This window comes from Ensifer sp. Root1252 (assembly GCF_001425885.1).
In the GTDB taxonomy this organism is placed as follows: domain Bacteria; phylum Pseudomonadota; class Alphaproteobacteria; order Rhizobiales; family Rhizobiaceae; genus Ensifer; species Ensifer canadensis.
Genome location: NZ_LMDT01000045.1, coordinates 186,466 through 210,573 on the forward strand (window position 1 = coordinate 186,466; position 24,108 = coordinate 210,573).

A 24,108-nucleotide genomic window follows, 5' to 3' on the forward strand; every position below is an offset into this window, starting at 1 on the left:
TTTTTGTTCATATGGGAAAAGCCCGGCGCGCCGGCCCGACCACTCTTGCTTTCAACTCTTGATCGCGGCATGGTTCGGCGAAATGAAACGGACGCTCGGCACAAAGCGAGGGAAATCGCCAATGAAGCCATTCGCAATTCTGACCCTTCTCGCGACCGCCGCGACCCTGGCCTCCTGCCAGTCGTCGCCCCGGGAAGCCGGAGGGGCACCGCCCGCTCGCCAGGCAACGGGTGTCGAAGGCTCATGGACGGATCCGAACGGCATCGTTTCGACCTTTGCAGGCGGAACCTTCTCGACCCGCACCACCGACAGCAACCAGCTGCTGGCTTCCGGCAACTACGTGAAGCTCAGCCCGACACTCGTCGAGATCAACATGACCTCGCTGGTGCGCAACACCCAGTCCAAGGTCAATTGCGCGCTGGTCACACAGAGCCAGCTCAATTGCACCACCGATGCCGGCGCCCAGTTCTCGCTGGCGCGACGCGGCTGAGACAAGCTTCGAGCACGGATCAAAGCTCCCGCTAGGGGGCTTTTTTTGTGCATTCGTATGACTTAACCCTACTGCATGTTTCCCTAAATCGAAGCCGATTTAGGGGGAAAAACATGCAGCAATTCAAAGCGCTACAGCGACCTTTGCGCGCCTGAAAAGGCGCGCGGCGCTGTAGTTGCAGATCCGGCAACCGGAGGATGGTTTTAGTGCTTGAAGTCGCCCTGAAGTGATGAAAACATTCGCACCGGCAAAGCCACCCCGGCCGCGGGGACCGGACCCGCTTCGGCGGGTCTTAAAGCGGCCGGCAGACAACAGGCAAAACAGGAGAACATCATGATCAGACACATACGGACCGGCCTGATGACCGCGTCCATTCTTGCCCTCTCCTCGGGCGCAGCCTTCGCCGATTATGAACTGAACATCCTGCACATCAACGATCTCCACTCCCGTATCGAATCGATCAACAAGTTCGATTCGACCTGCTCGGCCGAAGAGGAAGGCAAGAACGAGTGCTTCGGTGGCGTCGCCCGCCTGAAGTCTCTGATCGACCAGAAACGCCAGGATCTGTCCGGCAAGAACGTCTTGCTGTTGAATGCCGGCGACAACTTCCAGGGTTCGCTGTTCTTCACCACCTACAAGGGTCTGGCCGAAGCCGAATTCCTCAACCTGATGAAGTTCGACGCGATGACGGTCGGCAACCATGAATTCGACGAGAGCGAAGATGGCCTTGTCGGCTTCCTCGATAAGATCGAGTTCCCCGTCGTCACCGCCAACGTATTGCCCAGTCACAAGTCGAAGATCGGTGACCGCATCAAGCCGTCGATCGTTCTCGAAGCCGGCGGCCAGAAGATCGGCATCGTCGGCGCCGTCGCCAACGATACGCCCGAACTCTCCTCCCCCGGCCCGGACATCCTGATCGGTGACGACGTCGCCACCACGACTGCCGCGGTTGAAGAGCTGAAGAAGCAGGGCGTCGACAAGATCATCGCGCTCACCCATGTCGGCTACCCGCGTGACCTCGCCGCGATCGCAAAGATCCCCGATGTCGACGTCGTCGTCGGCGGCCACTCCCACAGCCTGCTGTCGAACACCGACGCAAAGGCCGAAGGCCCCTACCCGACGATGGTCGACAACCCCGGTGGCTACAAGGTTCCGGTCGTCCAGGCCGCCTCCTATAGCAAGTACCTCGGCGATCTCGTCGTCACCTTCGACGACAACGGCGTGGTGAAGGCTGCCAAGGGCGATCCGATCCTAGTCGATTCTTCCGTCAAGCCGGATCAGTCCGTTTTGACCCGCGTGGCCGAACTCGCCAAGCCGATCGAGGAGCTGCGCTCCAAGATCATCGGCAAGACCGAGGCCCCGATCGACGGTTCGCGTGACAATTGCCGGGCCAGGGAATGCGAAATGGGCAGCCTCGTTGCCGACGCCATGCTCGACCGCGTCAAGGGCCAGGGCGTGACGATCGCCATCACCAATGGCGGTGGCCTGCGCGCCTCCATCGATGCCGGCGACGTTTCGATGGGCGAAGCCATCACCGTGCTGCCGTTCCAGAACACGGTTGCGACCTTCCAGCTCAAGGGTGACGGCATCCGTGCCGCGCTTGAGAACGGCCTCAGCAAGCTTGAAGAACCCGGCGGCCGTTTCCCGCAGGTGGCCGGCATGAAATATTCCTTCGACAAGTCGAAGGAAGTGGGCAGCCGCGTCGTCTCGGTCGAGGTAAAGGAAGGCGAAGGCTTCGTGCCGCTCGATCCGGCAAAGACCTATTCGATCGTCACCAACAACTACATGCGCAATGGCGGCGACGGCTACGCAATCTTCAAGGACAAGGGTGAGAACGCCTACGACTACGGTCCGGGCCTCGAAACCGTTCTGGCCGACTATCTCGCCGCGCACCAGCCGTTCAAGCCCTACACGGATGGCCGCATCACCGAAGTCGCTGCAGCCGCCGGCGCCACGACTGCCGAACCGGCAACGGCAACGCAGCCTGCAGCCGACGCCGCCGCGAGCGCGACGGCCTCCGGTCCGCAGAAGCATGTCATCGCCAAGGGCGACACGCTTTGGGATCTCGCCAAGGCGTTCTACGGCGATGGTGCGCTCTGGGCAAAGATCTCCGCGGCCAACGGCAAGCCCGCTCCGCGCCACCTGCATGTCGGAACCGAACTGGAGATTCCGGCAAAGTAAGACAATTTGCCTCTCCTTCGAGAGCCGGCGCGGGCTTCCCCGCACCGGCTTTTCTTCTTAGAAGGACGTGACGAAAAGTGCATGCACCTGCTTATACGTGACCACGAGGACCGAGATGACCAACGCGCCCGCCGCGACCGCCCAAAGCGATCACCCGACCGTTAAATCCGGAAAGGTCGGCGTTCTGCTGGTCAATCTCGGCACGCCCGATGGCACCGACTACACCTCGATGCGCCGCTATCTCAAGGAGTTCCTCAGCGATCGCCGCGTCATCGAATGGTCGCGGTTGTTCTGGTATCCGATCCTCTACGGCATCGTGCTCAACACCCGCCCCGGCAAGGTCGGCAAGGCCTATGAAATGATCTGGAACAAGGATCTGAACGAAAGCTACCTGCGCACCTATACCCGCAACCAGGCGACCTTGATGGCGGAAGCCTTCGCCAATCAGCCGCACATCGTCGTCGATTGGGGCATGCGCTACGGCCAGCCGTCGATCGCCTCGCGCATGGAAGCCCTGCAGAAGGCCGGATGCGAACGCATCCTCTTGTTCCCGCTCTATCCGCAATACGCCGCGGCAACGACAGCCACCGTCAACGACAAGGCATTCGAAGCCCTGCTCAAGATGCGCTGGCAGCCGGCGCTGCGCACCGTTCCGCCCTATCATGACGATCCCGTCTATATCGACGCGCTGGCAACTTCGATCACGCGGCATCTGGCGACACTCGACTGGGAGCCGGAAGTGGTGCTCACCTCCTTCCACGGCATCCCGAAGAGTTACTTCGAAAAGGGCGATCCCTACTATTGCCAGTGCCAGAAGACCGCGCGTCTGCTGCGCGAAAAGCTCGGGTGGTCCAAGGACAAGCTGCAGGTAACCTTCCAGTCCCGCTTCGGGCCGGAAGAATGGCTGCAGCCCTATACCGACAAGACGGTCGAGAAGCTGGCGCAGGACGGCGTCAAGCGCATCGCCGTGATCAACCCAGGCTTCGTTTCCGACTGTCTGGAAACGCTCGAGGAGATCGCCGAGCAGGCGGCCGAGAGCTTCCATCACAATGGCGGCGAAAAGTTTGCACATATCCCCTGTCTCAACGACAGTGCCGAGGGCATGATGGTTCTCGAGCATGTCGTGCGCCGGGAGCTAAGCGGCTGGCTTTGAAGCCGAAATCTGCGACGACCGCTTGAAATAGACTGACCGATGCCCACGTCTGGGTTAGAGTGTCACTTCAAACTGGGGTTGTGATCATGGGGGACGTGTCTTTGGGCGGATTTGATATTGCGGTCATCGCATTGGTGGTCTTGGTGATCTTTGTGATCATCACCATGGTCAAGACGGTGCCGCAGGGCTATCGCTATACGGTGGAGCGCTTCGGCCGCTACACCAAGACGATGGAACCGGGTCTCAACATCATCATTCCGTTCATCGACCGGATCGGCGCCAGGATGAACGTGATGGAGCAGGTCCTCGACGTTCCGACCCAGGAAGTCATCACCAAGGACAACGCCAGCGTGTCGGCCGATGCCGTCGCGTTCTACCAGGTGCTCAACGCCGCCCAGGCTGCCTACCAGGTGTCCGATCTTCAAAACGCCATTCTCAACCTGACCATGACCAACATCCGCTCGGTCATGGGGTCGATGGACCTCGACGAACTTTTGTCGAACCGCGACACCATCAACGACAAGCTGTTGCGCGTGGTCGATGACGCCGCCAACCCCTGGGGCATCAAGATCACCCGCGTCGAACTCAAGGACATCGCACCGCCGAAGGATCTCGTCGACGCCATGGCTCGGCAGATGAAGGCCGAGCGCGAGAAGCGCGCCCAGGTGCTGGAAGCGGAAGGGTCGAGAAACGCGCAGATCCTGCGTGCCGAAGGTGCCAAGCAGTCGGCCATCCTGCAGGCCGAAGGCCAGCGCGAGGCCGCCTTCCGCGACGCCGAGGCGCGCGAACGTCTGGCCGAGGCCGAGGCCAAAGCGACACAGATGGTGTCGGCGGCGATCGCTGCCGGTGACGTCCAGGCGATCAACTACTTCGTCGCCCAGAAATACACCGAAGCGCTTGCTGCGATCGGCACTGCCAACAACCAGAAGATCATACTGATGCCTATGGAAGCGTCCGCGCTGATCGGCTCGCTCGGCGGCATTGGCGCAATTGCCAGGGAAGTGTTCGGCGACAACCAGGCGCCAGCCCCCCGGCAGCGCCAATCGACGACACCGCGCACCGGCCCGGCGTCCGATCCGTTTGAACCTCAGGGACAATAGGCGATGGTCCAGCGCATCATCCTTGAACTCGGCCCCTGGAGCTGGTGGGTTCTCGGTCTTGCACTGCTGGCGGCCGAAGTCGTCGCACCCGGCGTTTTCCTCGTCTGGATCGCCATTGCCGCGCTCATCACCGGCGTTCTGTCGCTTTTGCTGTGGGACACTGTCGTCTGGGGCTGGCAGGTTCAGTTCGTCGTCTTCGCGCTTCTGTCCATCGTCGCCGTTCTCCTTGGGCGGCACTTCATCTCCTCGTCTTCCAGGGAGACGGACGAACCGCTGCTCAACCAACGGGCCCAAAGCCTCGTCGGCCGAACCGCCGTGCTTGAAAAGCCGATTGCCGAGGGCCACGGCCGCGTGCGTCTGGACGATACGATCTGGATCGTCGAGGGGCCCGATCTGCCCGCCGGTACGCGCGTTCGCATCGTTGCCAGCCACGGGCGCAACCTGACGGTCGAGAGCGCCTAAAGCGCCGCGACCGTTCAGATGCGCGTGCTGCGCTTTAAGCTCTTGTTTTTGCGCATGTCGTTAACGCGTTTTTGCCGTTTGGAAACGATTGGTTAACCACGCGGCTTTACGATTGCGAAAGGATTGCAATCAGGCTCGCGGACAAACGGCAGATGGTGCCAGACAACACTCGCTCGATCGGAAGAGACGCGCGGCGTTTGACGCTGGTGGCGTTGCTGCTGGCCGGCACCGCGATGGCCGCTCCGCTTTCGGCGCATGCCCAAACGGTGACGAACGCCGCCGTGCCGACGACCCCTGGCATCGTTGCCCCCGGCACAGCAACCGCAGCACCGGCGATCGCCGATCCGCAAACGACGGGCGCCGTCAGCACCGACGATCTGTCTCCGGCCTCGGACGAAGACCTCATCCGTCTCAACCGCCGCGAACCAACGATCGATGGATTGCGGACGCGAATAGAGCCGGAAGACGACCGCGCACCCGGCGTTCGCATCGGCACATTCACGCTGCGGCCGGAAATCGGCGAGACGATCAACCATGAATGGCGCAACAACGGCAACAACAACAAGCAGAACCGCGGTTATCTGGAAACCGGCATCCGCGGCACCCTGACGTCGGATTGGTCCCGCCACGAACTGACGGTTATCGGCGCTGGCGTGTTGCAGAACAACATCTCCGGCGAGGGCGAGGAAGAGCCTCGCGCTGACATCGACGCGGAACTGCGCCTCGATCTCTCAGATGAAACCGTTGCGCGTCTTCGGGCAGGCTACAGCTTCGACCGTGAGGACGCCGACGATCCGAACGCGATCTCGAATGCCAAGACACAATCGGGCGTCAACACCTATCGGCTCGGCGCTGCCATCGAGCGCGACTTCGGCCTCATCCGCGGATCGGTCGGGCTCGAATTCGAACGGCAGACCTATGGCGACGTCGAGCTGGAAAACGGCACGACGATGTCGGTCGAAGACCGAAACCGCAACAACGGAACCCTGACGGCGCGCGTCGGCTATGAAATGTCACCGGCACTGATCCCGTTCATCGAGGCCGCGGTCGGCGGGTCGATCTACGATCTTCGCCAGGACACGCTCGGCTTCGAGCGCTCCTACCAGAGCTACGCGACACGTGGCGGTCTGGAGGTCGACCTTGGCGAGAAGCTCTACGGCGAGATCGCCCTTGGCTACGAGACCTATCGTTTCGAAGATGACCGGCTCAGCGACGTCAGCGGCCTGTCCGTCGACGGCCGCCTCAACTGGTCGCCGCAACGCGGTACGGATGTGCTCTTCGGGCTATCGACCGGTCTCGACCCGTCGACGACAGCGGGCGTTTCCGGATCGATGGACTATGCCTTGACCAACATCATCACCCACGAGATGCGCTCCGATCTGGTTGCACGACTGTCCAACACCCTGATCATCCGCAAATATCCGTCAGACTCCAGTTCCCTCGACGAGACAACCTGGCGCACCGGCGCAGGCCTCACCTGGGATATGAACCGTTACCTCGCACTAATCGGCGATGTCAGCTATGAGCGCACCACGCCCGACGTCGGCGATACGACCGACATCACCCGCGTCGGCGTCGGTCTTGTGCTGCGGCGTTGAGTAAAAGCAGAGAGGCCGCCATGCATAAAGGCCGGGCGGCAATGCGCATTTCCACACAAAGAAAAAGGCCGCGCCCGTGGGGGACGCGGCCTTTTCGTTTCGGTTGAACCGGGATTACTTCAAGCTGCTCAAAAGCGCCTTCAGCGGGCCCTCCACGATCGGGCGGATATCGGCGCGCTCCAGCGCGAAGGCGACGTTGGCGAGGATGAAGCCATCCTTGGCGCCACAGTCGTAGGTCTCGCCGCGGAAATGATAGGCGGCGAACTGCTGGACCTCCGAAAGCTTCAGCATCCCGTCGGTCAACTGGATCTCGTTGCCGGCGCCACGCTCCTGTTTCTCCAGGATCGGGAAGATTTCCGGCTGCAGGATGTAGCGGCCGTTGATGAAGAAGTTCGACGGCGCCGTTCCCGGTGCGGGCTTCTCGACCATCTTGGTGATCTTGAAGCCGTCGCCGACCTTGTCGCCGACACCGACGATCCCGTATTTGTGGGCCTGGTCCGGTGCGCATTCCTCGACTGCTATGACGTTGCCGCCGCTCTGTTCGTAGAGCTCGACCATGCCCTTCAGGCAGCCCTTCTCGCCCTTCATGATCATGTCGGGCAGCAACAGCGCGAAAGGCTCGTTGCCGACCAGCTCGCGGGCGCACCACACGGCATGGCCAAGGCCGAGCGGCGCCTGCTGGCGGGTGAAGCTCGTCGTGCCGGCCTTCGGCAGAATGGTGTCGAGAAGCTCGATCTCGATCTTCTTGTTGCGCTCGCGCAGGGTCTGGTCGAGTTCGACCTGGATATCGAAATAGTCCTCGATCACGGCCTTGCTGCGGCCGGTGACAAAGATCAGGTGCTCGATACCAGCTTCCATCGCCTCGTCGACCACATATTGAATGACCGGCTTGTCCACCACCGTCAGCATTTCCTTCGGCACGGCCTTGGTGGCCGGCAGGAAACGCGTGCCCAGACCAGCGACCGGGAACACGGCTTTGCGGACTTTACGCTTGTCGGTCATCGGTACCTCCTTCATTCGGATTTCAATCCTGAGTGTTGCTGTTAAAATCCTTAAATCAAAATCAATTTAAGGAATCGTGCAGCGCTTTGCAGTGCGGCGGCAATCTCTACGCAACGATGTGAACGCACGCTGAACCGGGACGAAAAAAATGCAGATACGGACGGTACTCGCATTTTCTTCCACGGAAGACGCAATGGCCTTTTCATGGTAAAGGGTTTGTTGACCACGTTTCTGTAGATTCGCCTTAATCCGGCGCTGCATCGACTGCGGCCGGATCCGAGAACAGGAACCGCCGGCGGTCGCCGAACCGCAAGGCTGGCTCCAGACTGCCACCATGCGGAAATGTCCCGGCTATGACGGCTGAGGCTCCGCAGAGAAACGGAACCGACAGCTGATGATCAGAAACCGCAGGACGTTTTTCCGTCATATCGCAGCCGCCTTCGTCCTATCCGCCGTCGCGCTTGGCACCTCCCCCGCGCGCGCCGATGCCGGATTCCAGAATTGGATCAACAACTTCTATGCCACGGCTGCAAAGAGCGGCATCACCCAGGCGACCTATCGCAAGGCCTTTGCCGGCGTGAAGACACCCGACGCCACCGTGATCGAAAAGGCCAATTACCAGCCTGAGTTCAAGCACAAGATCTGGGAATACATCGATTCCCGCGTCAACCCCTACACCAAGCGCGTCGGCCAGGAGATGGCCGCCAAGCACGCCCGCACGCTGAATTCGATCGAAAAGCACTTCGGCGTCGACAAGACGATCCTGCTGGCGATCTGGTCGATGGAATCGAACTACGGCGCCGTTCTCGAAAAGGACGACCGCCTGCACTACGTGCCGCGGGCGCTCGCAACCCTTGCCTATGCCGATCCCAAGCGCGCGAAATTCGCCAAGACCCAGCTGATTGCCGCACTCAAGATCCTGCAGAGCGGCGACATCACCCCGCGCGAACTGACCGGCTCCTGGGCCGGCGCCATGGGACACACGCAATTCATCCCGACCAGCTATCTGCTCTACGCGGTCGACGCTGATGGTAACGGCCATCGTGACATCTGGAATTCGGTGCCCGACGCGCTTGCGACCGCCGCCAACCTTTTGAAGAAGAACGGCTGGCAAGCGGGCGAGACCTGGGGCTACGAAGTCGCACCACCGGCCAACGCCGCGAAATATTCCGGACAGACGAAGACGCTTGCCCAGTGGGCAGCACTCGGTTTCCTCCGCCCGAACGGCAAGGGCTTCCGCAACGGCAATTCGCGGGCCGAACTGAAGCTGCCGAGCGGCGGTAACGGTCCAGGCTTCCTGATGACCAAGAACTTCTTCGTCATCAAGCGCTACAACGCGTCGGACAGTTACGCGCTCGGCGTCGGTCTTCTTGCCGACCAGATCGCCGGTTATGCCGGAATGCAGCAGCGCTGGCCGCGACCGGACGGTTCGCTCGATATCAGCGAGAAGTTCGAATTGCAGAACCGCCTGAAGGAACTGGGTTATTACAGCGGCGAAGTCGACGGCAATTTCGGATCCGGCTCCAAGGCTGCGATCCAGGAGTTCCAATCGAAGAACGGCCTGGCGCCGGACGGCGAGCCGACACAACATCTGCTGCGCGCCCTGCGCAACTGACGCGCACGCCCGAAACGCGACGGCGGCCTTGCGGCCGCCGTCCGTTCGATGGATGATCAGATATGCATGCGAAAACCAAGGCCCGGATGACAGGGGGCGCAATGCCCTGGAGGACGGCGACGATGATCATCGCCGCAGCCGCGATGCTGTTCGTCGGCTTTGCCGCAAGTTATGCGGAAGCCCAGCAGAGGGTGCAGCGACGCAATCTCTTCCAGATGCTGTTCGGCGGCCTCACGCGCGAACGCCGCGTAATCGACGAGCGGTACGAGTTTCCGCAACAGCCGCGCCCGAGGCGCGCCCGCCAAAGCCAAACCCCGCAACGACAGAAGGCTCCGGGCCAGCAAAAGGCAAAGCCCGCCATTGCCGATGCGGCGCCGGTGCCGCAGCCGGTTGAAAAGGCGCCGGACTCCAAGAAGGTTCTGGTCGTCGGCGACTTCATGGCCGGCAGCCTCGGCGATGGCCTGAAGACCGCATTCGAGATGACGCCCGGCATCACCATCGAGACGCGCGCAAGCGGCTCGTCCGGGCTGGTGCGCGAGGACTATTTCAACTGGCCGGTGACGCTGCCGAGCTATGTGGGCGAGATCAAGCCTTCCGTCATCATCATCAGCCTCGGCGCCAACGATCGTCAGCAGATGCAGATCGGCAGCACCAAGGAAAAGTACCGCACCGATCTTTGGACCGAGGAATACCGCAAACGTGTCCATGCGCTAGCAGAGTTGGCACACAAGGAAAAACTGCCGGTCCTGTGGGTCGGCATGCCGCCGTTCCAGTCCGCCGCGATGACCGCCGACATGGTGACGTTCAACGGCATCTACCGCGAGGAAGTCGAAAAGGTCGGTGGCCAGTTCGTCGACATTTGGGACGGTTTCGTCGACGAAGGCGGCAAGTTCGTGCTGACCGGCTCCGACATCAACGGCCAGCAGGTTCGATTGCGCGGCGCCGACGGGATCAACCTGACCAAAGCCGGTAAACGCAAGCTCGCCTTCTACGTGGAAAAGGACATTCGCCGCCTGCTCGGGGATGCCGCGGCGACCGACAAGGACGTGCCGGGCGCCGATGGGCTGAAGGACCTTGTGGTTACCGCGCCGCTTGCCAACGAGGACATCGTCAAGACGCAGCCGATCGGCCTCACCGATCCGGATCTCGACGGCGCTGCAGCACTGCTCGGCGATGCCGCACCCAACAAGGGCACAGGCAAGAGCCCGCGCGACCGACTGGTCGACAAGGGGGATGTTGCCGCGGCACCTGCCGGCCGTGTCGACGATTTCCGCCTCGCCAAGCCTAGTACGGTCATCAGCAATCCGGTGATCCGGAACTAACACTTTTTCGAGCGGCTGCGTGCGACAACCATCGTCACGGCGATCGCTTCGCCTAGAGCGTTTCCGATTTGGACGGAAGCGCACAGATGCTCTATCTCTTTGTTTTTACGCATTTCCTGACGGAAAGCCGCTTCGCACTTTTCCTGGAAATTCCCTAAAGCAAAAGGGGCCCCACGATGAACCGGCGGAGCCCTTTTTGCACTTGGGAGCAATGATGTCAGCGCGGCAGGATCGACGATCCCATCAGCGCCTCGTCGATCGCGCGGGCCGCCTGGCGGCCTTCGCGGATCGCCCAGACGACGAGCGACTGGCCGCGGCGAACGTCGCCGGCCGTCCAGAACTTGTCGACCGAAGTCTTGTAGTCGCGGTCGTTGGCAACGACGTTGGTCGAGCCACGACGATCGGTGTTGAGCGTCAGCTTGTCGCCGAGATCCTTCAGTACGCTATCGGTGAACGGGCCGCTGAAGCCGATGGCGATGAAGGCGAGATCGGCCTTGATGATGAACTCCGTGCCGGCAATCGGCTTGCGGCGATCGTCCACCTGGCAGCACTTGACGCCGATGAGGTTGCCGTCCTCGTCGCCGACAAACTCCAACGTCGCGACCTGGAACTCGCGGATCGCGCCTTCGGCCTGGCTGGACGAGGTGCGCATCTTGGTCGCCCAGAACGGCCAGACGGCAAGCTTGTCTTCCTTTTCCGGCGGCTGCGGGCGGATGTCGAGCTGGGTGACCTTGACGGCACCCTGGCGGAAGGCCGTGCCGACGCAGTCGGAGGCGGTGTCGCCACCGCCGACGACGACGATGTGCTTGCCGCCGGCAAGGATAGGCGCTGACGGCCAGCCGGTGCTGTCGATGTTCTCACGCCCGACCCGGCGGTTCTGCTGCACGAGATAGGGCATGGCGTCATGCACGCCGGCGAATTCGACACCGGGGATGCCGGCATTGCGCGGCGTTTCGGAGCCGCCGCAATAGAGCACGGCATCGTGGCGATCGATCAGTTGCTCGGCCGGCAGGTCGACGCCGACATTGACGCCGCAATGGAAGGTGACGCCTTCGCCCTTCATCTGCTCGACGCGGCGATCAATGAAGTTCTTCTCCATCTTGAAGTCGGGGATGCCGTAGCGCAGCAGGCCGCCGGGCTTGCTCTCGCGCTCGTAGACGTGAACCTCGTGACCGGCGCGCGCCATCTGCTGGGCGGCGGCCATGCCGGCCGGACCCGAACCAATGACGGCGACCTTCTTGCCGGTCTTGGTAACAGCCGGCTGCGGCACGATGTAACCCATTTCATAGGCCTTGTCGGCGATCGCCTGCTCGACGGTCTTGATCGCGACCGGCGCATCCTCGAGGTTCAGCGTGCACGCTTCCTCGCACGGCGCGGGGCAGACGCGGCCGGTGAATTCCGGGAAGTTGTTGGTCGAATGCAGGTTGCGGATCGCCTCTTCCCAGTTGCCGTTGTAGACCAGATCGTTCCAGTCGGGGATCTGGTTGTGCACCGGACACCCGGTCGGCCCATGGCAGTAGGGGATGCCGCAATCCATGCAGCGTGCCGCCTGCTTCTGCACCTCCGGTTCCGACATCGGAATGGTGAATTCACGGAAATGGCGGATGCGGTCGGACGCCGGCTGGTACTTTGCCACTTGCCGGTCGATCTCGAGAAAACCAGTTACCTTACCCATCGTATCATCCTGATAGCTATGCGTCTGAACAGGCGCTTGAGACAAGCGCGCGTGATGAACCCCCGAACCCTTTTCGGAACCGGGAGCCCTTTTCACCGGGGCCTCTATTCGGCCGCCTCTGCCATTTTCATGCGTTCCATGTCTTCGAGCGCACGACGATATTCGACCGGCATGACCTTGCGGAATTTCGGCCGGTAGTCTGCCCAATGGTCGAGGATCGCCTTTGCCCGGGGCGAGCCCGTGTGGTGCAGGTGGCTGGAGATCAGCTGATAGAGCCGCTCCTCGTCGTGGCGCGTCATATCGCCGGACACGTCGACCATGCCCTTGTGCATGATGTCGCCGCCGTGATGATGCAGCTTCTCGAGCATGTCGTCTTCTTCGGGCACCGGCTGCAGTTCGACCATCGCCATGTTGCAGCGGCGGGCGAAATCGCCTTCCTCGTCCAGCACATAGGCAACACCGCCGGACATGCCGGCCGCGAAGTTGCGGCCCGTCGCGCCGAGAACGACGACGACACCGCCGGTCATGTATTCGCAGCCGTGGTCGCCCACGCCTTCGACGACCGCAATGGCACCGGAATTGCGCACGGCGAAGCGTTCGCCGGCAACACCGTTGAAGTAGCATTCGCCGGAGATCGCGCCGTAAAGCACGGTGTTGCCGACGATGATCGAGTTTTCGGGCACGATTTTGGTGTTTTCAGGCGGCCGGACGATGATACGGCCACCGGAAAGCCCCTTGCCGACATAGTCGTTGCCGTCGCCCACCAGGTCGAAGGTGATGCCGCGCGCCAGGAAGGCGGCGAAGGATTGGCCCGCCGTACCCTTGAGGGTGACGTGGATCGTATCGTCCTTCAGGCCCTTGTGGCCCCAGCGCTTGGCAAGCACACCCGAAAGCATGGCGCCGGCCGACCGGTCGACGTTCTTGATCTTGGCTTCGAAGGCGACGGGCGCCTTGGTTTCCAAGGCGATCTTGGCCTTCTCGATCAGCGTTCGGTCGAGCACGTCGTCGATCGGGTGCTTCTGGCGGCTGGTCCAGTAGGTCTCCGCCTTCGGAGCGTCGACCTTGTGGAAGATCTTCGAGAAATCGAGACCGTTGGCCTTCCAGTGGGCGAGCGCGCCGTCCTTCTCCAAGAGTTCGGAAGCACCGATGATTTCATCGAGCCTGCGCACGCCGAGCGAGGCGAGGATCTCGCGCACTTCCTCTGCAACGAAGAAGAAGTAGTTGATGACGTGCTCGGCCGTGCCCTTGAAGCGCTTGCGCAGCACCGGATCCTGGGTCGCGACACCGACAGGACAGGTGTTGAGGTGGCACTTGCGCATCATGATGCAGCCGGCCGCAATCAGCGGCGCGGTGGCAAAACCGAACTCGTCGGCGCCGAGAAGCGCGCCGATGATCACGTCGCGGCCGGTCTTCAGGCCACCATCGACCTGAAGGGCAACGCGCGACCGAAGGCCGTTCAGCACCAGCGTCTGCTGAGTTTCGGCAAGGCCGATTTCCCAGGGGCTGCCGGCGTGTTTCAACGACGTCAGCGGCGATGCGCCGGTGCCGCCGTCGAAACCGGAAACGGTGATGTGGTCGGCGCGCGCCTTGGCGACACCGGCAGCAACCGTGCCGACGCCCACTTCCGAGACCAGCTTGACCGAAACATCGGCTTCAGGGTTGACGTTCTTCAGGTCGTAGATCAGCTGCGCCAGATCTTCGATCGAGTAGATGTCGTGGTGCGGCGGCGGCGAAATCAGGCCGACGCCCGGCGTCGAATGCCGGGTCTTGGCGACGGTCGCATCCACCTTATGGCCGGGCAGCTGCCCGCCCTCGCCGGGCTTGGCGCCCTGGGCCACCTTGATCTGCAGCATGTCGGCATTAACAAGATACTCGGTGGTCACGCCGAAGCGGCCGGAGGCGATCTGCTTGATCGCCGACCGTTCCGGGTTGGTCGAGCCATCGGGCAGCGGCAGGTAGCGGTCGCTTTCCTCGCCGCCTTCGCCGGTGTTCGACTTGCCGCCGATCCGGTTCATGGCGATTGCCAGCGTCGTATGCGCCTCGCGGCTGATCGAGCCGAAGGACATGGCGCCCGTCGAGAAGCGCTTGACGATGTCGGTGGCCGGCTCGACCTCGTCGACGGAGATCGGCTTGCGGCCGGCAGCCTCCGCACTCTTGACGGTGAACAGGCCACGGATCGTGTTCATCCTGAGCGCCGAGTTGTTCACCATCTCGGCAAATTCGCGATAGCGATCCTCTGCATTGCCGCGCACGGCATGCTGCAGCGAGGCGATCGCATCCGGCGTCCAGGCGTGGCTTTCGCCGCGCATGCGGTAGGCATATTCGCCACCGATATCGAGCGTGTTGGCAAGCACCGGATCGGCACCGAAGGCTGCCTTGTGGCGGGCGACGGTTTCGGCCGCGATCTCTTCAAGGCCGATGCCTTCGATCGTCGTCGCAGTCCCGAAGAAGAACTGGTCGACCAGCTTCGACGACAGGCCGACAGCATCGAAGATCTGCGCGCCGCAATAGGACTGGTAGGTCGAGATGCCCATCTTGGACATCACCTTGAGGATGCCCTTACCCACCGCCTTGATATAGCGGTAGACCACTTCGCTGCCGTCGACTTCCTTGGGGAAATCGCCGCGCTTGTGCATGTCGGTCAGCGTATCGAAGGCAAGATACGGGTTGATCGCTTCGGCGCCGTAGCCGGCGAGCAGGCAGAAGTGATGCACTTCACGCGGTTCGCCGGATTCCAGCACGATGCCGACCGAGGTGCGCAGGCCCTTGCGGATCAGGTGGTGGTGCACGGCGGCCGTTGCCAGCAGCGCCGGGATCGCGACGCGGTCCGGACCGACCTGGCGGTCGGAAAGCACGATGATGTTGTAGCCACCCTTGACCGCCGCTTCCGCACGTTCGCAGAGGCGATCGAGCATTTCCGGCATGCCTTCGGCATCGCGCGAAATGTCGTAGGTGAAGTCGAGCGTCTTGGTGTCGAACCGGTCCTCGGTATGGCCGATCGAGCGGATCTTTTCCAGATCGCCGTTGGTCAGGATCGGCTGGCGCACTTCCAGCCGCTTGGCATGCGCCATGCCGGCATGATCGAGCAGGTTCGGGCGCGGGCCGATGAACGAGACGAGGCTCATCACCAGCTCTTCGCGGATCGGGTCGATCGGCGGGTTGGTGACCTGCGCGAAGTTCTGCTTGAAGTAGGTATAGAGCAGCTTGCGCTTGTCGGACATTGCCGAGATCGGCGTGTCGGTGCCCATCGAGCCGATGGCTTCCTGGCCGGTGGTGGCCATTGGCGACATCAGGATCTTGGTGTCTTCGAGCGTGTAGCCGAAGGCCTGCTGGCGGTCGATCAGGGAAACGTCGCGGCGCAGCGCACGCGGCTCGACCGGCTTCAACTCTTCGAGGATGAGCTGGGTATCGTCGAGCCACTTGCGGTAAGGATGCTTGTCGGCGAGCGAAGACTTCACCTCCTCGTCGGAGATGATGCGACCCTGCTCCATGTCGATGAGCAGCATCTTGCCCGGCTGCAGGCGCCACTTCTTGACGATCTTTTCTTCGTCGACCGGAAGCACGCCGGCTTCAGACGCGAGGATGACGCGATCATCAGATGTGACGATATAGCGGGCCGGACGCAGACCGTTGCGGTCGAGCGTCGCGCCGATCTGGCGGCCGTCGGTGAAGGCCACGGCTGCCGGTCCGTCCCACGGCTCCATCAGCGCTGCGTGGTATTCGTAGAACGCCTTGCGCTCGGGCGACATCAGCTGGTTGCCGGCCCAGGCTTCGGGGATCAGCATCATCACCGCATGCGAAAGCGAGTAACCGCCCTGCACCAGGAATTCGAGCGCGTTGTCGAAACAGGCGGTGTCCGACTGACCCTCGTAGGAGATCGGCCAGAGCTTGGAGATGTCGTCGCCGAAGAGCGGCGAGGACACGGAAGCCTGGCGCGCCGCCATCCAGTTGACGTTGCCGCGCAGCGTGTTGATTTCGCCGTTGTGGGCGACCATGCGATAGGGGTGCGCGAGCTTCCAGGACGGAAACGTGTTGGTCGAGAAGCGCTGGTGAACCAGGGCGACGGCCGACTGGAAGCGCTCGTCCTCCAGGTCCTTGTAGTAGGCGCCGACCTGATAGGCCAGGAACATGCCCTTGTAGACGATCGTCTGCGTCGACAGCGACACGACGTAGAAGCCGAGATCGCCGCCTTCCGCTTCCGCATAGATGCGGTTGGAGATCACCTTGCGCAGCGTGAACAGGCGACGCTCGAATTCGGCGTTGGTCGCGGCATCGCGGCCGGCACCGATGAACACCTGCACATGGTGCGGTTCGGTCGCAGCGATATCAGGAGCCTTGGAAAGCGACGAATTGTCGACCGGCACGTCGCGGAAGCCAAGCACGTGCTGGCCTTCCTCGGCGACCACTTCGCTGATCACGTCCTTGAAATGGGCAATCAGCTTTTCGTCGCGCGGCATGAAGAGGTAGCCGACGCCATATTCGCCGGCCTTCGGCAGGGTAACGCCCTGCTTGGCCATTTCCTCGCGGAAGAAGCGGTCGGGGATCTGCACGAGGATGCCAGCGCCGTCACCCATCAGCGGGTCGGCGCCGACGGCACCGCGGTGCGTCAGGTTTTCGAGCATGAAGAGGCCGTCGCGCACGATCTGGTGCGACTTCTCACCCTTCAGATGCGCGACGAAGCCGACGCCGCAGGCATCGTGTTCGTTGCGCGGATCATAGAGACCCTGTTTTCGCGGCAGGCCGGACGGGAATGTGGGCGTTTTTTCAGCCGTCGCAACAGTGTGTGCGAGGTTGAGCCCAGATTGCTGTGATGGCGTGTGATCCGTCATCGTCTTCCCTCCTGTTGAACCCGGCATGTCCGGGCATACCTGCGCCCGCGCATGGCTTCTCGTCGCACGCATTCACGTGCCGCAAAGCCGGGGCATTCATCGTCTCATGATCCTGATCAGGTCGCAAATAATGCACGGCATCATCAGGCATTGATGTCAGTGACCATCCTGATGGCAGGCGTTAACAACCGGATGAAATCCGGCGGATCCCCCTGCGCCACACGCCGATTGCCGATTTTTTGGGCACTTGCGGCGATTGTTCCGGTCCCTAGACCGAAATAGGACAGCAAGACTGTCCTATTTCATGCGCTCTATGCCAGAAACCGCCCCCCTCCGCAAGGGGCATATGAGCAAATAATAGAAGGGATTTTGCCGAACATTGCCGAAAATTTCCCGGTTTTATAATTTAATTACGACAAACGGACGTTTTCTTCATTTTGGTTTCAAACTGGTATCCTGTTGGCCTCCATAGCAGCGACCGTGATTGATCCGGCCGGCAGGTGGGTTATGGTCGCCCGAACGACGTCGATATGACCGTGAAACAGGACGATATGTGATGATTTTTTCCTCTGACAACTGGGCTGGCGCCCACCCTGCCATCGCCCAGAGCCTCGTGAGCCATGCCGACGGCTACGCCTCCGCCTACGGCACCAGTGAGCTCGACCGGAAGGTGGAGAGGAAACTGTCGGAGGTTTTCGAGCGCGATGTCGCAGTCTTCTTCGTCGGCACGGGAACGGCCGCCAATTCGCTGGCGCTCGCCAGCACCAGCCGCGCCGGCGGCGTCGCGTTCTGCCACCGCGAAGCGCACGTGACGGCCGACGAGTGCGGCGCTCCGGAATTCTTCACCCATGGATCGAGGTTGAAGCCCGTCGACGGCAAACATGGCAAGATGGACGCATCGCGCCTTGAGGCGGAAATTCGCCGCTACCCGCTCGACAATGTCCATGGCGGTCAGCCGATGGCGGTCACGCTGACGCAAGCGACCGAAAGCGGCACCGTCTACGCACTCGATGAGATCGAGGCGATTGCCGCGGTCGCCAATGCACACAAGCTGCCGCTGCACATGGACGGCGCCCGCTTTGCCAATGCGCTGGTCAGCCTCGATGCCACACCGGCCGAGATGACCTGGAAGCGTGGCGTCGATCTCGTTTCCTTCGGCGGCACGAAGAACGGCTGCTGGTGCGCCGAGGCCCTTGTCCTCTTTGATCTTTCGAAGGCGCACGAGATGCATTTCCTGCGCAAGCGCTCGGCTCAGTTGTTCTCGAAATCGCGCTTCGTCTCGGCCCAGTTCGACGCCTACCTCGAAGGCGGTCTCTGGCTCGACCTCGCCCGGCATTCCAACGCCATGGCCCGGCGTCTTGCCAACGGCATCGCCGCTTCGCGCAACAGCCGGCTCGGTTGGCCGGTCGAAGCCAACGAGGTCTTCGTCATCCTGAAAAAGGACGTGGCGACGAAACTGCAGGAGCAAGGCGCCGTTTTCTACGACTGGCCGGTTCCGCACGAACTCGCCGGAAGCCTCGCGGCCGACGAGGGCCTCTATCGCCTGGTGACGAGCTTTGCGACCAAGATGGACGACGTCGATCGCTTCGTCGCAGCCTGCTGAGGCGACTGCATAATTCCTTGGATCAGGATAGATCCGAGGAGAAAATTATGCAGCAAATTCAAAGAGCCACAATACCGCGTGCCACGCGCGGTGTTGTGGCTCACGCCTGGCCCTGTAACGTCCTCACCTTCGACAAAATCTCGGTCGAGAGCGCCGCGATCAGCTTCTGGTCGGCGCCCTTGCTGGGAACCAGTACGAACTCGACATCCTCCAGCGGCGGCAAGGTGCCGGTGGGTATTTCCCGCAGGCCCTGCGGCGCCATACTGCGCGGCTGGACGAGCACGCCCATGCCCGCTTGGGCGGCGGCCGTCAGCCCGCTGAGGCTGCCGCAGGTGCAGACGATCCGCCATGGCAGCCGATGCCGGTCGAGCACCTCGAGCGCCACGCTGCGCGTGATGCTCGGCGGCGGAAAGGCGATCAACGGCAGCACCCTGTCACGCTTCACACGCTCGGGATCACGCGCCAACCAGACCAGCGGCTCGCGATAGACCAGTTCGCCGCGCGGATCGCCCAGCCGCCGCTTTGCCAGCACCAGATCGATCTCGCCACCATCCTGCATATGGTAGAGCACGCCGCTGAGTGCTACCGTCAATTCGAGCTCCACCGACGGATGGGCGCGAACGAAATCTTCGAGCACGCCCGGCAACCGGCTGGTGACGAAATCCTCCGACATGCCCAGCCGTAATCGTCCGCGCAGACTGCTTTCGGCAAGCAGCGCCTTGACCTCGTCGTCGATCGCCAGCATCGAACGCGCATGGGCAAGCAGGGCCTGACCATCCGTCGTCAACGAGACCCGGTGCGTGTCGCGGGCAACGAGCTTGCGCCCGAGCGACGCCTCAAGCCTTTGAATATGTTGACTGACCGTCGACTGGCCAAGCGCCAGTCTCTCGGCCGCGAGGGTGAAGCTGCCCATCTGTTCGAGCGCAACGAAGCTGCGCAGTTGCACGAGGTCGAGCATGCATTATCCAATTTCGCGATAACTGTTATTCCTTGCATCCTGCTTCATAATGACATTTCTCGGCAAGACGTTTCTCAATCGAGCCAGTGACAGACATGGGCCGCTATCTTCCCGACACCTTCACCCTGCTCCTGCTTCTCACCGTGCTTCTGGCATCGATGCTGCCGATCCATGGCGAGGCGACGGCCTGGTTCGCCATGGCAACGAAGGTGGCGGTCGGCCTGGTCTTCTTCCTGCATGGCGCAAGATTGTCGCGCGATGTCGTCGTCGCCGGCTTCCTGCATTGGCGGCTGCATCTGGCGATCCTGGCATCGACCTTCGTGCTGTTCCCGCTGATCGGCCTCGTCGTCGGCTTCGTACCGTCATCGGTCCTGCCGCCGGCGCTCTATACCGGCATCCTCTTCCTCTGCGTCCTGCCCTCGACCGTGCAATCGTCGATCGCCTTCACGTCGGTTGCCGGCGGCAATGTCCCGGCAGCAATCTGCTCAGCGTCCGCCTCCAACATCTTCGGCATGTTCCTGACGCCGCTTCTCGTCGGTCTCCTATTTTCCGCCGGCGGCCATGGCGGTGTGTCGCTGGATGCCCTTGAGCAGATCCTGCTGCAGCTGCTGGCACCGTTCATCGCCGGTCAATTGTTGCAGCCGTGGATCGGCGGCTGGATCCGGGCGCGCAAGGGCCTGCTTGCGCCCGTCGACCGCGGTTCGATCCTCATGGTCGTCTATCTGGCCTTCAGCCAGGCCGTCACATCGGGGCTATGGCAGACCTTTTCGCTTGCCGATCTCGGGGTGCTGGTCGCGATCGAGATCGTCATGCTGGCGCTGGTACTCGCCGTCACCATGTTCGGCAGCCGCCTCTTCGGTTTCAACCGCGCCGACGAGATCGCCATTACCTTCTGCGGCTCGAAGAAGAGCCTTGCGAGCGGCATCCCGATGGCAAGCGCCATCTTCGCCGGCCAGAACATCGGTGCGATCGTGCTGCCGGTCATGCTCTTCCACCAGATCCAGCTGATGGCCTGCGCGGTGATTGCCCAGCGTTACGCCGCCCGCAAAGAGCTGGACGCCATCGCCGAACCCGTCCGCCCCTAAAGCAATTCCAGGAAAAGTGTGAAACGGTTTTCCGTCCGGCATTGCGTTATTTCAATGATCTAGAACCTGTCCGGGAAGACGCGAAAACAACGATCCCAAAAAAAGGCGGCGTCCTTTCGGGCGCCGCCTCTTCAAGCTTGGGAGGGAGGGATTAGAGGTTCTGGGCCTCGATCTGCTTCGGCTGCGATGCGACCGACGTAATGTCGATCCGGCGCGGCTTGGCTGCTTCCGGGATCTCGCGGGTGAGGTCGATGTGCAGCAGGCCATTCTTCAGCGAAGCGGACTTGATCTCCACATGGTCGGCAAGCTGGAAGCGACGCTCGAAGGCGCGCTTGGCAATACCGCGATGCAGGAACTGGTTTTCTTCGGCCTTGTCCTCGCTCTTTTCGCCCTTGATTGTCAGCGTATGTTCGCGCGCTTCGATCGACAGTTCGGTTTCGTCGAAGCCGGCAACCGCCATGGTGATGCGGTAGGCGTTTTCGCCGGTGCGCTCGATGTTATAGGGCGGATAGGTCTGAGCCTGGTCAGGCTGGCCGAGGCTGTCGAGCATCGTGAAGAGGCGGTCGAAGCCGACGGTGGAGCGATAGAGGGGGGAAAAATCAACGTGACGCATGGTGTCCTCCTGGGAGCAACTGTTTGCGATGTCTGGTCTGCCACCCCATCCAGGCAGCGGCGCGACCGGTGAACGGACCCGTTATCGGCGTCCGTGAGCAAGAGATGGGAATGCGATTTCGTCAGTTCAAGGCATGCCGCCTCAAGATTCCCAAGAGGTGAATGGCGGATGAATGACAGGTTCGGCCGTGGTTCAGATCAGGGGCGTTACAAAGGCCACACTGGGAGGAAATCTCCTGGGGCTGAAGTGACATGTCCCTTCCCCTTCAGCGGCCGGAAACGGTGATCGTCCGGATTTCACCCACCGTTTCCGGCTTTTTTCTTTGACGGCGCCAAGCCCGCCGCCTATCCCTGATGATACCGATCAACGCGTCTTCAGCCTGGTTTCGTCCGTCATGACCACGATCCTCCGCTCCACACCGGATAATCCGATACCGGACAATCACGTGGCGGGCTTCTTCGATGGAGCCGGTGGCCGCAAGATCCGCTACGCCATCTTCAAGACCAGGACGCCGGTTGCGCGCGGCACCGTGGTGCTGCTGCAGGGCCGCAACGAATCGATCGAGAAATACTTCGAGACCATCGCCGAACTCAACGCCGCCGGCCTCTGGGTCGCAACCTTCGACTGGCGCGGCCAGGCGGGCTCGGAGCGGCTCTTGCCCGAGGCCGGGCGCGGCCATGTCGAGCGCTTCTCCTATTACGAGCGCGATCTGACCACCTTCCTCGAACAGATCGTGCTGCCGGATACCCGGCTGCCGTTTTCGATTGTCGCCCACTCCATGGGCGCGCTGGTCGCGCTGTCGCTCGCGCCCATGCTTTCGAGCCGCATTGATCGCCTGGTGGTGCTTGCCCCCTTTGTCGGCCTCGGTGGCCAGATAATTGGCGAACGCAGCATCGCCAGCATGGCAACGGTGATGCGCTGGGTCGGTCTCGGGCGGCTGCCATTGCATGCCGACAAAGGCAATCGCCCCTTTGAAAACAACGTGCTGACCGCCGACCGCCGGCGCTTTGCGCGCAACCTGGCCTTGACCGAAGCCTATCCGGAATTGCGACTTGGGCCGCCGTCGGCGCGCTGGTTGACCGAAGCGTTTCGTGCAATGCGCCGCGTCGCCCGACGGGAACATCTGACCCGCATCACCCTGCCGACGATCATCCTGGCGCCGACAGCCGACCGGCTGGTGCCGCATGTCGCCGTCGAGTGGCTGGCGCGCAATTTCCGCGCCGCCCACATGATCCCGATCGACGGTGCGCGCCACGAACTGCTGCACGAGGCCGATCGTTATCGCGCCCAGGCCATGGCGGCCATTCTTGCTTTCGTCATTCCCGATAAGGACGACAAGGACGAAGGCGAAGCGGCCTGAGACAATTCAGTCTTTTGAGAAAATTCAGCCTTTGAGAATTTCCAGCGCCTGCGCATGCAGTTCGGCGCTGCCGGCAGCGATGACTTCGCCACCCATTTCCGCCGGGCCGCCCTGCCAGTTGGTGACGATGCCGCCAGCCTGCTCGATCAACGGGATAAGGCCGCCGACGTCATAGGGCTTGAGCCCGCACTCGATGACCAGGTCGACATGACCGGCCGCAAGCAGCGCGAAGGCATAGCAATCACAACCGTAGCGGAACAGCCGCACCTTGTCCTGCAGCGCCTCGAAGCGGGTCTTGTTGTCGCCGGTGTAGAGATGCGGCGAGGTCGTAAACAGCACGGCATCTGAAAGCGCGTCGCAAGTGCGGGTCGACAGCACCTTGTCGCCGTCGGGTCCACGGTAGAGCGCCTGCTTGCCGTCGGCAAAGAAGCGTTCGCCGGTAAATGGCTGATCCATCAGGCCCATCACCGCATCGCCGTTGCGATAAAGACCGATCAGCGTGCCCCAGACCGGCAGGCCGGAGATGAAGGCGCGCGTGCCATCGATCGGATCGATCACCCAGACATATTCGCGATCGAGCCCGACATTGCCATGCTCCTCGCCGAGGATACCGTGACCGGGGAAATTCTCCTCGATCAGAGCGCGGATCGCGGCCTCAGCCGACTGATCGGCCTCGGTCACCGGATCGAAACCGCCCTCGAGCTTGTTGACGACGCTCGTGCCGATGCGAAAGCGCGGCAAGGTTTCCGCCTTGGCGGCATCGGCGAGACGATCGAAAAAGGAGCGGTCGGGCAGCATGTCACTCTCTTTAGGGAAAGAAGCAGGAAGGTCCAATCTGCATAGACGAAATCTGCAGAAAGGCAAACGGCCAAGCGACCGGCTGTCAGCGATCCAAGACGGTGGGCCGTTCCGATCGTTTCAGCGCCGTCGATCCGGTGAAATTCCTTTGCCGCACTGCAAAAGTTTTCACTCTCTCAACTTGACAATTGTGCAGTGCAATATTAGGGTTTTTGTGCAGTCACTTGTGACTGTAAATACCCTCCTTGGGTGTTTCCTCCCTAG

The 24,108-nt window shown here is 61.9% G+C and carries 17 protein-coding genes; 11 read left to right on the plus strand and 6 right to left on the minus strand.

The window, feature by feature from the left end:
• Window positions 1-121: 121 nt before the first annotated feature.
• From omp10 to ASD02_RS31310, 6 genes are all read left to right on the plus strand, one after another.
• A complete protein-coding gene (gene omp10, locus ASD02_RS31285; protein WP_025424805.1) occupies window positions 122-490 on the plus strand; it encodes an outer membrane lipoprotein Omp10 in 369 nt (122 codons plus the stop codon).
• A 333-nt stretch (window positions 491-823) separates the two neighbouring features.
• A complete protein-coding gene (locus ASD02_RS31290; protein ID WP_025424806.1) occupies window positions 824-2,671 on the plus strand; it encodes a bifunctional UDP-sugar hydrolase/5'-nucleotidase in 1,848 nt (615 codons plus the stop codon).
• Between the two features lie 115 nt (window positions 2,672-2,786).
• Entirely contained in the window at window positions 2,787-3,824 is a 1,038-nt protein-coding gene (gene hemH / locus ASD02_RS31295; protein ID WP_025424807.1) for a ferrochelatase, read from the plus strand.
• Between the two features lie 101 nt (window positions 3,825-3,925).
• Window positions 3,926-4,924 carry an SPFH domain-containing protein gene (locus ASD02_RS31300; protein WP_025424808.1) on the plus strand — a complete coding sequence of 333 codons (999 nt, stop codon included), beginning with the start codon at window positions 3,926-3,928 and terminating at the stop codon, window positions 4,922-4,924.
• Window positions 4,925-4,927: 3 nt separating this feature from the next.
• A complete protein-coding gene (locus ASD02_RS31305) occupies window positions 4,928-5,386 on the plus strand; it encodes an NfeD family protein (protein ID WP_025424809.1) in 459 nt (152 codons plus the stop codon).
• A 152-nt stretch (window positions 5,387-5,538) separates the two neighbouring features.
• Window positions 5,539-6,984 (plus strand): outer membrane beta-barrel protein, encoded by a 1,446-nt coding sequence (locus tag ASD02_RS31310; protein WP_025424810.1) that lies wholly within the window; start codon window positions 5,539-5,541, stop codon window positions 6,982-6,984.
• A gap of 114 nt (window positions 6,985-7,098) precedes the next feature.
• Here ASD02_RS31310 and galU read toward each other — a convergent pair whose 3' ends face one another.
• Window positions 7,099-7,986 carry a UTP--glucose-1-phosphate uridylyltransferase GalU gene (gene galU / locus ASD02_RS31315; protein WP_025424811.1) on the minus strand — a complete coding sequence of 296 codons (888 nt, stop codon included), beginning with the start codon at window positions 7,984-7,986 and terminating at the stop codon, window positions 7,099-7,101.
• A gap of 394 nt (window positions 7,987-8,380) precedes the next feature.
• On the opposite strand from galU, the gene ASD02_RS31320 reads away from it, so the two are divergent.
• Both ASD02_RS31320 and ASD02_RS31325 read left to right on the plus strand, forming a co-directional pair.
• Window positions 8,381-9,601, plus strand: coding sequence for a lytic murein transglycosylase (locus tag ASD02_RS31320; protein ID WP_025424812.1), 1,221 nt, complete (start codon window positions 8,381-8,383; stop codon window positions 9,599-9,601).
• Between the two features lie 101 nt (window positions 9,602-9,702).
• Window positions 9,703-10,923 carry a DUF459 domain-containing protein gene (locus ASD02_RS31325; protein ID WP_234907903.1) on the plus strand — a complete coding sequence of 407 codons (1,221 nt, stop codon included), beginning with the start codon at window positions 9,703-9,705 and terminating at the stop codon, window positions 10,921-10,923.
• Window positions 10,924-11,140: 217 nt separating this feature from the next.
• Here the strand turns inward: ASD02_RS31325 and ASD02_RS31330 are convergent, their stop codons facing one another.
• A complete protein-coding gene (locus tag ASD02_RS31330; protein ID WP_025424814.1) occupies window positions 11,141-12,598 on the minus strand; it encodes a glutamate synthase subunit beta in 1,458 nt (485 codons plus the stop codon).
• 104 nt (window positions 12,599-12,702) lie between these two features.
• Window positions 12,703-17,427: a glutamate synthase large subunit gene (gene gltB / locus ASD02_RS31335; protein WP_025424815.1), complete on the minus strand. Its 4,725-nt coding sequence runs from the start codon at window positions 17,425-17,427 to the stop codon at window positions 12,703-12,705.
• Between the two features lie 556 nt (window positions 17,428-17,983).
• On the opposite strand from gltB, the gene ASD02_RS31340 reads away from it, so the two are divergent.
• Window positions 17,984-19,030 (plus strand): low specificity L-threonine aldolase, encoded by a 1,047-nt coding sequence (locus ASD02_RS31340; protein ID WP_057221579.1) that lies wholly within the window; start codon window positions 17,984-17,986, stop codon window positions 19,028-19,030.
• Window positions 19,031-19,130: 100 nt separating this feature from the next.
• Here ASD02_RS31340 and ASD02_RS31345 read toward each other — a convergent pair whose 3' ends face one another.
• Window positions 19,131-19,988, minus strand: coding sequence for a LysR substrate-binding domain-containing protein (locus ASD02_RS31345; protein ID WP_025424817.1), 858 nt, complete (start codon window positions 19,986-19,988; stop codon window positions 19,131-19,133).
• Between the two features lie 95 nt (window positions 19,989-20,083).
• On the opposite strand from ASD02_RS31345, the gene ASD02_RS31350 reads away from it, so the two are divergent.
• Entirely contained in the window at window positions 20,084-21,073 is a 990-nt protein-coding gene (locus tag ASD02_RS31350) for a bile acid:sodium symporter family protein (RefSeq protein ID WP_025424818.1), read from the plus strand.
• A 151-nt stretch (window positions 21,074-21,224) separates the two neighbouring features.
• On the opposite strand, the gene ASD02_RS31355 is transcribed toward ASD02_RS31350, so the two are convergent.
• Complete coding sequence (locus ASD02_RS31355) at window positions 21,225-21,686, minus strand: Hsp20 family protein (RefSeq protein WP_025424819.1); 462 nt, start codon at window positions 21,684-21,686, stop codon at window positions 21,225-21,227.
• 394 nt (window positions 21,687-22,080) lie between these two features.
• Here ASD02_RS31355 and ASD02_RS31360 point away from each other — a divergent pair, with 394 nt between their 5' ends.
• A complete protein-coding gene (locus ASD02_RS31360; RefSeq protein WP_057205642.1) occupies window positions 22,081-23,046 on the plus strand; it encodes an alpha/beta hydrolase in 966 nt (321 codons plus the stop codon).
• A gap of 24 nt (window positions 23,047-23,070) precedes the next feature.
• Here ASD02_RS31360 and hisN read toward each other — a convergent pair whose 3' ends face one another.
• Window positions 23,071-23,844 carry a histidinol-phosphatase gene (gene hisN / locus ASD02_RS31365; protein ID WP_057205640.1) on the minus strand — a complete coding sequence of 258 codons (774 nt, stop codon included), beginning with the start codon at window positions 23,842-23,844 and terminating at the stop codon, window positions 23,071-23,073.
• Window positions 23,845-24,108 lie beyond the last annotated feature (264 nt).